Annotated in this window: 13 protein-coding genes; 5 read left to right on the forward strand and 8 right to left on the reverse strand. The window is 64.7% G+C overall.

All coding sequences use genetic code 11. The annotated features are described in order from the left end of the window. Positions 1-86: 86 nt before the first annotated feature. From ACLKOZ_RS04580 to ACLKOZ_RS04590, 3 genes are all read left to right on the forward strand, one after another. Positions 87-413, forward strand: a complete 327-nt coding sequence (locus tag ACLKOZ_RS04580; RefSeq protein ID WP_337345405.1) for a rhodanese-like domain-containing protein — start codon at positions 87-89, stop codon at positions 411-413. Positions 414-494: 81 nt separating this feature from the next. Further along, positions 495-1475, forward strand: a complete 981-nt coding sequence (pheA, locus tag ACLKOZ_RS04585; protein ID WP_436473153.1) for a prephenate dehydratase — start codon at positions 495-497, stop codon at positions 1473-1475. An 85-nt stretch (positions 1476-1560) separates the two neighbouring features. Beyond that, positions 1561-1761 (forward strand): hypothetical protein, encoded by a 201-nt coding sequence (locus ACLKOZ_RS04590; RefSeq protein WP_337345407.1) that lies wholly within the window; start codon positions 1561-1563, stop codon positions 1759-1761. A gap of 33 nt (positions 1762-1794) precedes the next feature. Here the strand turns inward: ACLKOZ_RS04590 and ACLKOZ_RS04595 are convergent, their stop codons facing one another. Beyond that, on the reverse strand, positions 1795-2856 hold the full coding sequence (locus ACLKOZ_RS04595; protein WP_436473155.1) for a diacylglycerol/lipid kinase family protein: 1062 nt from the start codon (positions 2854-2856) through the stop codon (positions 1795-1797). 89 nt (positions 2857-2945) lie between these two features. Between ACLKOZ_RS04595 and serS the strand changes: the two genes are divergently transcribed. Next, positions 2946-4226: a serine--tRNA ligase gene (gene serS / locus ACLKOZ_RS04600; protein ID WP_436473157.1), complete on the forward strand. Its 1281-nt coding sequence runs from the start codon at positions 2946-2948 to the stop codon at positions 4224-4226. Between the two features lie 38 nt (positions 4227-4264). On the opposite strand, the gene ACLKOZ_RS04605 is transcribed toward serS, so the two are convergent. After that, entirely contained in the window at positions 4265-5287 is a 1023-nt protein-coding gene (locus ACLKOZ_RS04605) for a hypothetical protein (protein ID WP_436473159.1), read from the reverse strand. Positions 5288-5548: 261 nt separating this feature from the next. Here ACLKOZ_RS04605 and ACLKOZ_RS04610 point away from each other — a divergent pair, with 261 nt between their 5' ends. Then, positions 5549-6409: an HAD family hydrolase gene (locus tag ACLKOZ_RS04610; RefSeq protein ID WP_436473161.1), complete on the forward strand. Its 861-nt coding sequence runs from the start codon at positions 5549-5551 to the stop codon at positions 6407-6409. 98 nt (positions 6410-6507) lie between these two features. Here ACLKOZ_RS04610 and ACLKOZ_RS04615 read toward each other — a convergent pair whose 3' ends face one another. The 6 genes from ACLKOZ_RS04615 to ACLKOZ_RS04640 all read right to left on the reverse strand — a co-directional run bounded on the left by ACLKOZ_RS04615 (position 6508) and on the right by ACLKOZ_RS04640 (position 12731). Then, positions 6508-7257 (reverse strand): ThuA domain-containing protein, encoded by a 750-nt coding sequence (locus tag ACLKOZ_RS04615; RefSeq protein WP_337345412.1) that lies wholly within the window; start codon positions 7255-7257, stop codon positions 6508-6510. Beyond that, a complete protein-coding gene (locus tag ACLKOZ_RS04620; protein ID WP_436473506.1) occupies positions 7257-8351 on the reverse strand; it encodes a Gfo/Idh/MocA family protein in 1095 nt (364 codons plus the stop codon). The genes ACLKOZ_RS04615 and ACLKOZ_RS04620 overlap by 1 nt, the downstream gene beginning before the upstream one ends. Positions 8352-8439: 88 nt before the next feature. Further along, positions 8440-9354, reverse strand: coding sequence for a carbohydrate ABC transporter permease (locus ACLKOZ_RS04625; protein ID WP_376044497.1), 915 nt, complete (start codon positions 9352-9354; stop codon positions 8440-8442). Then, positions 9351-10298: a carbohydrate ABC transporter permease gene (locus ACLKOZ_RS04630; protein ID WP_436473508.1), complete on the reverse strand. Its 948-nt coding sequence runs from the start codon at positions 10296-10298 to the stop codon at positions 9351-9353. The genes ACLKOZ_RS04625 and ACLKOZ_RS04630 overlap by 4 nt, the downstream gene beginning before the upstream one ends. A gap of 2 nt (positions 10299-10300) precedes the next feature. Further along, positions 10301-11590: an ABC transporter substrate-binding protein gene (locus tag ACLKOZ_RS04635; RefSeq protein WP_436473164.1), complete on the reverse strand. Its 1290-nt coding sequence runs from the start codon at positions 11588-11590 to the stop codon at positions 10301-10303. A 142-nt stretch (positions 11591-11732) separates the two neighbouring features. Continuing rightward, positions 11733-12731 carry a LacI family DNA-binding transcriptional regulator gene (locus ACLKOZ_RS04640; RefSeq protein ID WP_436473166.1) on the reverse strand — a complete coding sequence of 333 codons (999 nt, stop codon included), beginning with the start codon at positions 12729-12731 and terminating at the stop codon, positions 11733-11735. Between the last annotated feature and the right edge of the window lie 14 nt (positions 12732-12745).

A 12745-nucleotide genomic window follows, 5' to 3' on the forward strand; every position in this document is an offset into this window, starting at 1 on the left:
GCGTAACTTGTCCCTGGTTTCGGGAACGGGGCGAGCGGCTGGCGCTAGGCTGGAAGGAGACCCTGATTCTCCGAAAGAGGACTCCCATGAGCGATTTCGATTCCGTGCCAGTCAACGACATCCCGGCTGACGCTGTGATCCTGGACGTCCGCGAAGACTACGAATGGGTAGCCGGACACGCGGAGGACGCCCTCCACATCCCGCTGGACCAGCTCCCGTCGCGGCTTGGTGAACTTGATCCCGATGAGGACGTGTTCGTGATCTGCCGGACCGGCGGCCGCTCCTTCCGTGCGGCCCAGTGGCTGACCGGACAGGGCTACACGGCAATCAACGTGGCAGGCGGAATGGACCAGTGGCTTGAGTCCGGCCGGCCGCTCGTTTCGGACAACGGACTGAAGCCCCTGGTTCTCTAGCCAGCCCGCCTGTCCGGTGCTGAGTTGATCGAGCGGCCGGGATACTGGTTCCGCCAATTTATAACCCCTAAGGAATATTCGATGCCCGCGTCCCCCGTTACGTACACCTTCCTCGGGCCCGAAGGTACCTTCACCGAGGCGGCGCTGCTGCAGGTTCCCGGGGCTGAGGCGGCAAACCGCATCCCGGCCTCGAACGTCAACGCGGCGTTGGACAAGGTACGGGAGGGCTCCGCCGATGCCGCCATGGTGCCGATCGAAAACTCCGTGGAGGGAGGCGTGACCGCCACCCTCGATGCCATCGCCAGCGGGCAGGAACTACGCATCATCCGCGAAGTCCTGGTGCCCATCAGTTTCGTGCTCGTGGCACGGCCCGGAGTTGCCGTCTCCCAGATCCGTCGGGTCTCGACCCATGGGCATGCCTGGGCACAGTGCCGGCTGTGGGTTGATGCCAATATTCCCGGCGTCGAATATGTTCCAGGATTGTCCACCGCGGCTTCCGCCATGGGGTTGCTGGAGGGCGGCGCGCACTACGACGCCGCCATCTGCGCGCCCATCGTTGCCCAGGAGCAGCCGGGGCTTACCGTGCTGGCTGAGAACATCGGCGATAATCCCGGCGCCGTGACGCGGTTTGTCCTGGTCAGCCGGCCGGGGACGCTGCCGGAGCGCACCGGCGCGGACAAGACCACCGTGGTGGTTCCCCTCCCGGAGGACCACCCGGGTGCGCTGATGGAAATCCTGGATCAGTTCGCAACCCGGGGAGTCAACCTCAGCAGGATCGAATCCCGGCCTACGGGGCAGTACCTGGGCCACTACTTCTTCAGCATTGACGCCGACGGTCACATTGGCGACGCTCGGGTTGCCGATGCGCTGGCAGGGCTCCACCGGATCAGTCCCGCCACACGCTTTCTGGGTTCGTATGAACGGGCGGATGCCCAAGCCGCGTACGTTGCCCCGCATACGTCCGACGAAGCATTCCAGGCTGCCCACGAGTGGGTGGGGGCCATCGTTCGCGGGCAGGCATCCCCCTCCGAAACCGTTTCCGGGGCTTCGCCCACAGCGTAGGTCCAAGTACTACCGCGCAGTTAATACAATGCGTATGCTTACTTGATCCACATTGGGGGACGGCCCCTAACGAAGGGAGCGGGTCATGAGCAGCACTACTGACAATGACGGCCAGGGAATGATTGTCAATCCCAAACCGACTGCCGATAACCAGGACTGGGACGGCGACGATGCAGACCGCGCTGACCGCCTGCGCTTCGAAGAAGAGCAGGCAATGATCCGTGAACAGTCCGAGGCCCGGGCTGCCAAAGCTGCCGCCGAGGCCGCCAAGAAGGCCACCGCCTAAGGCGCGACCACCTATCCAACAGGGCGCCGGCGCTCAGGCCTGCGGCTGGCCCTTCACCCGGATCAGGAGGGACCTCGGCTCCACGCGCACGGTGACCTTGGTGGCTTCCCCGGCGGTGTCGCCGTCGAGCTGTGTGGGCATCGGCTCGGGGCACTTGATCACGATTTTCCCGGACCGGTACATCGTCATGATCGGCAGGTTCCCCCTGTGCCTGAGCAGGACCTTGCCGTACATGATGATCCAGCCAAGCGCGCTCCGCGGGCTCATGACAACCACGTCCAGCATGCCGTCATCGATCATGGCCTGCGGGATGAAATCGATGCCCCCGGGCACCAGCCCGCAGTTGGCAAACAGTACGCTGCGGATGTTCCGGGCCTGTTCAGGGCCGTCGTCCAGGGTGATGGACACTTTCCGCCGCCTGCCGGGAAGATGCCGCATGCCGGCCTCGGTGTAGGCCAGCCAACCCACCGCTTTCTTGAGGCCATCATTGGTGTCTGCAAGGATTTCCGCGTCCAGGCCGATGCCCGCGATCACCAGGAACGCGTGTTCGGAGGAGTGTCCGGTGCGGGAGTTCTCGATGCCCATTCGCGCTGTGTCGATATAGCGCTGCTGTCCGAACAGCGCCGTCTGTACATTGGACTGGAGGTCGTTGACGTCCAGGTCCACGTTGCGGGCCAGCAGGTTTCCGGTGCCAAGCGGGATGATGCCCATGGCGATATCGGTGCGGGCGAGGGACTCTGCCACCACCCGCACGGTGCCGTCGCCACCGCCCACCAGGACGACGTCGGGCTTGTAATCCAGTGCCGCCCGCGCCTGGGTGTGGCCCGGGTCCTCGGCGGTCGTCTCGAGGAACAGGGGATCGTCCCAGCCCGCGGCAAGGCAGGCCCGCTGGATGGCTGCTTTGGCCTCCGGGGCGCGTGCTTTGACAGGGTTGAGGATCACCGCCACCCGCTGGTGGGTAAGGCCCGCCTCGTGCGAATCTTCGGCGACTGCGCTTCGGATGTGAAGGGCTTTGAGCTTGCGCACGCCCCACCAACTGGAGACGGCGAAGGCCAGTGCCGCGGCACTCAGGAGGTAAAGCAGCCAGTCGCTCATGGTGGTTCAACAGTATCCCGGCAGGAGGGTCCGCGTTCCCGCCCTTTCCTTGGCCGCGCTGCCGCCTCCGGATTCGATACTCTTGTCTGGTGATCGACGTAAAAGACCTCAGCGAAAATCCGGACAAGTTCCGTGCCAGCCAGCGCGCCCGCGGCGCGGACGAATCCGTGGTGGACGCGATCATCGCCGCAGACTCCGCCCGGCGTGCGGCCCTGATCCGGTACGAAAACCTCCGCGCCGAACAGAACGTCTTCGGCAAGAAGGTCGCCCAGGCCAAGGGCGAGGAGAAGAAGGCGCTTCTCGCGGAGGTCAAGGAGCTCGCCAACACGGTCAAGGCTGCCTCCGCCGAGGCTGACGCCGCGCAGGCCAAGCAGGACGAACTGCTGCGTGCCATCCCGAACCTCATTGAGGACGGAGTGCCCGAAGGCGGCGAGGACGACTACGTTGTGGTCAAGACCGTTGGCACTCCCCGCGAGTTTCCCGACTTTGAACCGCGCGACCACCTCGAAATCGGCGAGCTGATCGGCGCGATCGACATGGAGCGCGGCGCAAAGGTGTCCGGCTCCCGCTTTTACTTCCTGCGTGGCGTGGGTGCCCGGCTTGAGATGGCGCTGCTGCAGATGGCCATGGAGCAGGCAATCGAGGCCGGCTTCATCCCAATGATCACCCCCACCCTGGTCCGTCCCGAGACCATGCAGGGCACCGGTTTTGACGTCAAGCACGACGCCGAGATCTACCGTCTCGCTGAAGACGACCTTTACCTCGTGGGAACCTCCGAGGTGCCGCTGGCGGGGTACCACGCGGACGAGATCCTGGACTTCACGCCAGGGCCCATCCGGTTCGCCGGCCAGAGCTCCTGCTACCGTCGCGAGGCCGGCTCGCACGGCAAGGACACCCGCGGCATCATCCGTGTGCACCAGTTCAACAAAGTGGAGATGTTCGTCTACACCACTGTCGAAGAGGCTGCAGCGGAACATGCACGCCTGCTCGCCTGGGAAGAGGAGATGCTGGCCAAATGCGAGCTCCCGTACCGCGTGATCGACACAGCCGCCGGTGACCTCGGCATGTCTGCGGCCCGTAAGTTCGACTGCGAAGCCTGGGTCCCCACGCAGGGCGCCTACCGTGAGCTGACGTCCACCTCCAACTGCACCACCTTCCAGGCCCGCCGCCTCAACATCCGCGAGCGGGTCTTCAATGAGGATGGTGCGCCGAAGGGAACCCGGGCGGTAGCCACCCTCAACGGCACGCTGGCCACTACGCGCTGGATCGTGGCCATCCTGGAGCACCACCAGAATGCGGATGGTTCGGTCAACGTCCCGGCTGCACTGCAGAAGTACATCGGCGGCTTGGAAGTCCTCCCGGTCCTCTAGCTTCCGGGAATTCCCCGTCGCGTGGTCCATTCCCCCGTCTACGCGAAGGGGAGTGGTCCACGCGGCGGGGATTTTCTCCTGCTCAGTCCGGCACCTTCGAGCTTTCGCCGCAGCACCTCCGGGTCAGTCACAGCTTTCCAGTCCCAGCGGACAACCGTGTAGCCGAGCGCCCGTAGCCGGTCCTCGCGCTTTTTCTCCGCCAGGATGGCCTCCCGCGTGCTGCGACCGCCCAGAAGTTCGTCGTCGAGATACTTGGCGTCGCCGTCGAACTCCCCAACAACGCCGTATTCGGGCCAAAAGAAGTCGGTCCGCGCTATGAATCCTTCGTGGTCGTAGAAGGAATGCTGCAGGACCGGAGGCGGGTACCCCAACACATGGATGAGTGCCCTGCTGCGGGATTCCCCAACCGACTCCGCTGCTTCGTCAGCCAGCGACAATACTTCCAAAACCCGGCGGCGTTTGGCAGCTGACGCAAGACCCGCCGTTGCCTGCTCCAGGTCAACCCGGGTGAGGCTCTCGCCTGCAATGAGCCGGCGCCCCAGCACGTTGTCTGCAATGGCCACAGCCTCAGGGAGTTCCAGACGGACAAGACAATCCATCACCGTCTGAACGAGCGATGTCACGGCGAACCCGCGGACCTGGACGATGTTGGCTTCCCAGTGATGCCGGGCGACTCCGTAGCCGCGCACGTTTTCCAGGCCGGTGAAGCCAGTCTTGGGGTCCTTGGCGGCCCGGGTGGTCGATGGGAGTTTGCCTGCCTTGTGCGGGGACGGCGTGATCAGGTGGACGTGGTCCGGCACGCCCGGGCAGGGCAATCGCCATAGACGCAAAGCGGTCAGATAGCAGAAGCCTGCTGCGGGCTCCATCGCAGCAACCGCTGCCACTGTCGCCGAGTAGCGTTTCCAGGCCTTGACGGCGAGCCATGCAGGCTTGCTGCAGTAGACGCCCGCCCGGACGCGGACCAGCTCGCCGTTGGCGTAGGCGCGGCTCAGACTGCGGCTGCTGCCGGTGAGGACACGTCTGCGGCTGGCAAGGATCAGGACAAGGGGTTCGGATTGCATAGGTCCATGCTGGGCTGCTCCCCAGGGCGTATCCAGAGGCGGCCGCACGGGTGTGGATAAGTCCACGCATATCCCCCTTGGGTGGACAATTCCCTGTGAAACGCGGAGGGGAATTGACCACCAGGCGGGGAGAACGGCTCAGCCCGCCGGGAAAGGTTAACACTCACACCGGGGATAACGCTGTGAGTATTTACCGCTTGTTCACTAGTGCTGTGGCGTGCGTCCTAGCAGGTGTCCGGGGGCATCTGCTCTACTGGATGAATGACAACACTGACTGAACGCACAGTCGCTGGCAACGATGACCAGCGAAACAACAACCCGGACGCCACCACCAAATTCATGGTTGCCCTGGATGTCGACGGCACGCTCGTGGACCACGACGGCCACATGTCCCCCGGAGTACGCGAAGCCGCCCGCGCCGTGGTTTCCGACGGCCACGACGTCCTGATTGCCACCGGGCGTTCGCTCAACGCCACGCTGCCCGTGATTGAGCAGATCGGGCTGGACCGCGGTTACGCCGTGTGCTGTAACGGCGGTGTGACCCTACGCCTGGACCCCGCCCTCTCTGCTGGGTACGAGGTTATCCACAAGGCCACGTTTGACCCCGCCCCCGCCCTCCGCGCACTGCGGGAAAAGCTCCCCACCGCGAAATACGCGCTCGAGGACGCGGAAGGGAATTTCCTGTCCACCGAGCGCTTCCAGGACGCCAGCTTCGGCGTGGAGGCGGTTGGCGTCGACTTCCAGACCCTGCTGGAGTCCACCGCCGTCCGCCTGGTGGTGTTCAGCACCGAGAACACGCCGGAGGAATTCTCCACCACCATCCGCCAGATCGGCCTGGCCGGAGTAACCTACTCCGTGGGCTGGACGGCCTGGCTGGACATTGCCGCCGCGGGCGTCACCAAGGCCAGCGCCTTGGAGGCGCTCCGGGGCAGGCTGGGTACGCCGCAGCACCTCACGGTGGCGGTGGGAGACGGCCGGAACGACATCGAGATGCTCGGCTGGGCGGGTCGCGGGGTGGCCATGGGCCAGGCCCCGGAGGAGGTCATCGCCGCAGCCGATGAGGTCACGCACTCGGTGTACGACGACGGCGCCGCGCACGTGCTGCGCAGCCTCCTGTCGTAGGGGCTGCTATCTCCCCTTCCGGCCAGGAGTTTTGTCCAGATAACGCTGGCTAAGCGCCTTACGTGCATTATCTGGACAAAAGCTCGAAGGGGTCCTGGTTAGGCGTCCTCGAACCAGCCCCGTGAAGGATTGCTTACCTCCGGAACGGAACGGTGCAGCCCCGGCTGGGCCGCCCAGCGCACGCCGTTTGCGAGGACCCGCTGGATCTGCGGGTGGTGGTACACCGGGTATTCCTGGTCACCCGGGCTGAAGTAGAAGATCCGGCCCTTGCCCCGGGTGAACGTCACACCGGACCGGAACACCTCACCGCCGGCGAAGGAGCTGATAAAGATCAGGTCGTCCGGGTCCGGGATGTCGAACAGCTCGCCGTACATTTCCTGCTCGGGAATGACAATGGGGCTGTCCACACCCTCGGCGATGGGGTGGGAGGGCTTGACGGTCCACACGAGCTCGCGCTCGCCGTCGTTCCGCCACGCCAGCGAGCAGCTGGTGCCCAGCAGCCTGGTGAACACCTTGGCGAAGTGCCCCGAATGGAGCACGATGAGCCCCATCCCGCCCAGGACGTGCCGCTGGACGCGTTCGACGACGGCTTCGCTCACCTCGCCGTGGGCCATGTGGCCCCACCACAACAGGACGTCGGTGTCGGCGAGGATCTCCTCGTCGAGGCCGTGGTCGTCGTCCGTGGCCAGGACCGCCGTCGTGATTTCAGCGTCCGGGTAGTAGGAGCGCAGGCCGGCCGCGATGGCACCGTGGATGCCGTCAGGGTAGATCTCCCCGATGTGGGACGGCTCATTGAGTGCCTCGTGGACGCCCTCGTTCCAGACCCGGATTCTCAGCTTGTCGTTCATTAGAGACGAACCTCCCTCTGTTCGCGTGCCGAGAGGTAGCACGCATCGATGATTTGGGCGCGGTAAAGTGCCAGCGATCCGTCGTGCTCGCCCCAGACCCCCGCACCGGCCCGAACGGCTGTCACGAAGTCTTCCACCACACCATCGTGCGCGCGGCCAGGCAGCGCCGACGGCACATAGTCGGCATTTTCTCCGTCCGTTTCCGTGAAGACCCTCAGCTGGCCAACGGGCGCGAACGGTGCCCCCTGGACCTTGAGCTCGGCGCCGCCGTCGGTCCCGTAGACCGTGAAGTCCAGCAGGTCATCGGTTTCCCGGTACGTGGCCCAGCCTGCCTCGATCAGCAGCGTGGCGCCGCCCTCAAGGCGCAGGAAGGCGGAGGCGAAGTCCTCCACCTCGAACGCATGGCTGGTGGCCATCGCGGTGTAGCGGTCGTTGCCGCCCCGGCCGCGGGGACCCAGCTCCGAATGGGTGGTGGCGGACACAGCCACCACCTTCGGTTCGCCGAGCAGGTGCAGGGCGTAGTCGAGGGCGTGAACGCCGATGTCGGCAAGCGGGCCGCCGCCGGCGAGGGCGGGGTTGGTGAACCAGCTACCCAGCATGGGGATGCCGGAGCGGCGGAGCCAGGATGCCTTGGCGTAGTACGGGCGGCCCACGCCGCCGGCATCGATTACTTCCTTGAGCGCTTTGATGTCACCGCGCCGGCGGTGGTTGAAGGCGATGTCCAGGACCCGTCCTGCCGCGCGGGCGGCGTCCACCATGGCCTGGCCTTCGACGGCGTTGCGTGCGATCGGCTTCTCGCTCAGGACATGCAGCCCACGCTCCAGTGCGGCGATGGCGATGGGCGCGTGCAGGAAGGTGGGCACTGCCACGCTGATCGCATCCAGGCCGCCGTGCTCCAACATCTCTTCCCAGCCGGCAAAGGCGTTCGGAATGGAGTATTCGGCCTGCAACGACTCCCTCAGGTCCTGTTCCATTCCTGCCAGCGACACAATGCGGACGCCGTCCAGGGAATCGTAGGCCTTCAGGTGCTGCTGTCCCGCCCAGCCAATGCCGACAACGCCTACCCTCAGTTCCTCGGCTTGTGGTTTTTCCAAGGCGGAAGCCTGCTGGCCTGGGGACTGCTCGTTACTCACTGATTTTTCCTTTTCATTTGGTTGGCGGATTCGTTGGTTTGGTTGAGTTTTAGCCCTTGACGGCGCCGGCGGTCATGCCGGAAACGATGCGCTTCTGGCAGACGAGCACGAGGATGACAAGCGGCACCGTGATGATCACGGACGCGGCACTGATGGTGCCCAAAGGCTGGTCAAACTCGCTGGTTCCGCTGAAGAACGCAATCGCAACCGGGACCGGACGGGCCTCCGGTGAGGTGGTCAGTGTGACGGCAAGCAGGAATTCGTTCCACACTGAGATGAACACGAGAATCGCCGTCGTGGCAAGGCCCGGGACCGCCAGGGGCAGGATGACCTTGCGGAAAGCGGTGAACGGCGTGGCCCCGTCCATATATGCCGATTCCTCAAGCTCACGCGGGATCTCCCGGAAGAAGGACGTCAGCGTGTAGATGGCCAGCGGTAACGCGAAAGTCAGTTTGGGGATGATGAGGCCCAGGAGCGTGTCATAGAGGCCGATTTCGCGCCAGATCGAGAACATGGGGGCTGCGATGGCGATGGCCGGGAACGTGGTGACCGAGAGGATCAGGGTCAGGATCAGGGCTTTGCGGCGCATCTTGAGCCTGGCCAGGGCGTAGGCGGCGAAGGAAGCGAACACCAGCGCCACCGTAGTGGTGACGACGGCGATGATCACCGAGTTGCGCAGGGCCAGGAGGAACTCGGGGTTCTGGAACACCACCAAGTAGTTCTCGAACGTGGGCTGGCTCGGGAAGAGTTCGCCCTTGGACAGGCTCACGCCCTTCTTCAAGGAGGTGTTGACCAGCCAGTAGAACGGAATGAGCGAGAAGCCCATCACGGCAATCACGAACACCCATACCACCGGGTGCAGCTTGGCCTCCCCCCGAAGCCTGCGCTTGGGTGACCGACGCTTCGGTGCCCTGCCGCGGGCGGCGGGTGCCGCCGTCGTTCGCTGTGCAGTCAGCGTGCTCATTGTTCCTCCTTGGCGACTTCGCGGATGTTGCCCCCGGCGAAGCGGATGTAGACCACCGAAACTGCCATGACGGTAAGGAAAGTCAGGATGGACAGGGCCGATCCTTCGCCCACGAGCCGGTTTTCGCGGAGCTGGGTGTAGGCAAGCATCGACATGGACTCTGTGCCGTTGGCGCCGCGGGTGAGCACAAACGGCAGGTCGAACACACGGAGCGCATCCATGGTGCGGAAAATCGCCGCCAGCACAATGGCAGGGCGGAGCAACGGCAGGGTGATGTTGACGAACGCCTGCCACTTGTTCGCGCCGTCGAGTTCCGCCGCTTCGTAGGTCTCGGCCGGGATGACCTGGAGGCCGGCCAGGATGATCAGGGCTGCGAACGGCGTCGTCTTCCAGACATCGGCGAGGACGATCACGGCCATCGCGTAGCCATGCTCGCCGAGCCAGACCACGTCGCCACCTGGCAGGCCCAGCATCGAGAGGACATTGGTGACCAGGCCCAGGTTGGGCTGGAACATCGTCTCCCAGGTGATGGCGCTGACCACGGTGACCACCGCATAGGGCAGCAGGACCACGGTGCGCAGGAGCGCCCGGCCCTTGAACGCGAGGTTGAGCAACAGCGCCATAGCGGTGCCGAGCACGAGTTCGAGTGAGACTGAGAGCCCCGCGAAAAGGAAGGTCTGGCCGAAAGCAGCCCACCAGTGCGGCCCGCTAAGAGCGGTGATGTAGTTTTCCAGGCCGACGAAGCGGGACAGGCCTGCGGTGCGGACGCTGTACTGGTTCAGCGACAGCCAGAGGGCGTAGCCGATGGGGACGGCCGCCACCAGGGCCATGAGTACCAGGGACGGGGCGGTCATCCTGAACGCCAGCCGTCGCTCGGCCCGGTCGCGAGTGTTCACCCCGCGTCTCTTCACCCCGTGGCCAGAGGAAAGGGACTTGATAACCATCATCAGAAACTCGCCTTTGCGGCGGCGATCTCTTCGGCCATTGTCTTCACCGCGTCCTCGGTGGAGGCCGTGCCGGAAAGGACAGCGTAGACGTTTTTGTAGATCGCCTGGGAGATCTGCGGGTAGACCGGGGAGATCGGGCGGGGCTTGGCGCCCTTGACCGAAGCGAGCAGTTCGGACGCGAATGGCATCTTCGCCAGGACAGCGGGGTCGGCGTAGGCGGCCTCGTTGACGGGGGCCTGCGAGAAGTCCATGGCCACGTGCTTCTGCCAGTCCGGTGTGGTGGCGAAGTCGATGAAGGCTACAGCCCCGGCCTGGTTCGTGGAGTGGGCAGAGATGGCCAAGTTCCAGCCGCCCAGGACGCCGGAGGCCTTGCCGCCTTCCCAAGCCGGAAGCGGAGCGACGCCGAAGGTGCCGGCAAGCGGGGTGGCATTGAGCAGGCGGTAGACATGCGGCCAGTTGCGCTGGTAGCCAAAGTTGCCGGACTCGTAGGCCAACCGGGCCGGGTCCTCGTTGTAGGTCAGGACCGCACGGTCTGCCGAGCCGTCCTTGAGGCCCTTGCTCATGAAGTCGAGCACCTCACGGGTCTCTGGCGAGTCGATCGCGACCTCACCCGTTTCGTCCAGCACCTCTCCACCTGCGCTGTAGAGCATCTCCAGGAAGTTGACGGTGAGGCCCTCGTACTGTTTGCCCTGGTAGACGAAGCTGTTGCCGGGCGCCTCGGCCGCCTCGGCGTAGAGCTGTTGCCAGGTCTCCGGCTTGGCTACCTTGTCCTTCTGGTAGTACACGAGTCCTGCGTTGGTGAAGAACGGGGAAGCCCAGTACTTTTCCTCGTACTTTGCCGTTTCTACGGTGGAGGGGATGAGACGGTCCCGGTTGGCTTCAACGAGTTTGGTCTGGTCCAGCAGCCAGCCCTGGGAGGCGAACTCTGAGGTCCAGATGACGTCGGTGACGAAGATGTCGCATTCAGTGGACTTGCCTTCGAGCCGCTGCACGGCTTGCGTGCGGGCCTCGTCGGTGGTCGCTCCGATCTCGGTGTACTTGGCGGTGACCTTGCCGTTCGCTGTGGTGAAGGCCTCTGCCGTGCCCTTGTAGATGCCGGAGGCGTCTTTGCCGCCGCAGACGTTGATACTCCCGGCAGCGTTGGCGGCCGACGCCGGATCGGCAGCCGCGGCGTTGTCCGCGCCCTGGGTGGCCGCGCCGCCACCACATCCGCTCAGGAGCAGGCCGGCGGCCATGGCCGCAGCCGCCATAGCAGTGGGTCGTGGGGAAGTACGTCGAGTTAAGTCCACAAGTGGCTCCTTTGCCTTGCCGGCGTCTTTTCGAGTGCAGGATAGAATCGATTCCAAACGTGACGCAAAATGGGTGCCATGGAATGTTTGGAATCGATTCCAAAAGTGTGTCAGCCGCCACACGGAGCTGTCAACCCCTGCGTTATTTCCTCGTCGAGTCCCGCACCACGAGCTCGTGGGGGAGGAACGTCCGGCCGCGGCGGTGAACCCCCGGCACTGTCATCCGCGCCAGGAGCTCTTCAAAAGCCAAACGGCCCATCTCATAGGCCGGCTGCCTGATCGTCGTCAGTTCCGGAACGCACATTTCCGCCTGCACGGAGTCGTCAAAGCCTGCCACGGCGATGTCGTCCGGCACACGCAGCCCGGCGTCGGTGATTTCGCGGACACACCCGGCGGCGACGGTGTCGCTGCCGCAGAACACGGCGTCGGGGAGGGGGATGGATGCCAGCAGTTTCCTGGTGAGGCTTCGCCCGGTGTGGAAGTCGAATTCACCTTCAACGAACAGCATCTGCTCCGGTGCCAAACCCGCTTCGTCGGCCGCCTCGCGAAAGCCTTTTTCGCGCAGCCTGCCGGAGCGGGCCGCCCGGTTGCCGATCATTGCCACCCGCCGTCCGCCGGTCTCAATGAGGTGCCGAGTGATGTCGAATGCGGCCTGCCGGTCATCGATGGAGACGCCAAACGCCGCCTCGGAGTCGGCGATCTCGCAGACCTGGACCACGCTGAGCTGCTCGGCCATTTCCTGGACGTCGTCGTCAGGCATCGTCGGCGAAAACATGATCAGCCCGTCCACGGACCCGTTGCGCAGCATGTCCACCAGCTGCTGTTCCCGCTCCAGGTCCCCGGCGGTCGGTGCGATGAGGCTGACATAGCCTGACAGTGCCGCGGCGTCGCCGACGCCGCGGAAGGCCTCGCTGATGACGGGCGAGTTCAGGTTTTTGGCTAGGGCCAGGACCCGCATGGTCCGGTCCCGCCGAAGGTCGCGGGCAGAGGCCAAGGGACGGTAATTGAGGCGGCGGATGGCCGCGTTGACCTTTTCCTTGCTGGACTCGCTGACGGCCGGACTCTTGTTCAAGACGCGGGACACTGTCCCTACGGACACTCCTGCTGTCTTAGCGACGTCCTGGACTGTCGCTCGCGCCATTCGGTTGTCCTTCC

This window comes from Arthrobacter sp. R4 (assembly GCF_051365025.1).
GTDB lineage: Bacteria > Actinomycetota > Actinomycetes > Actinomycetales > Micrococcaceae > Arthrobacter.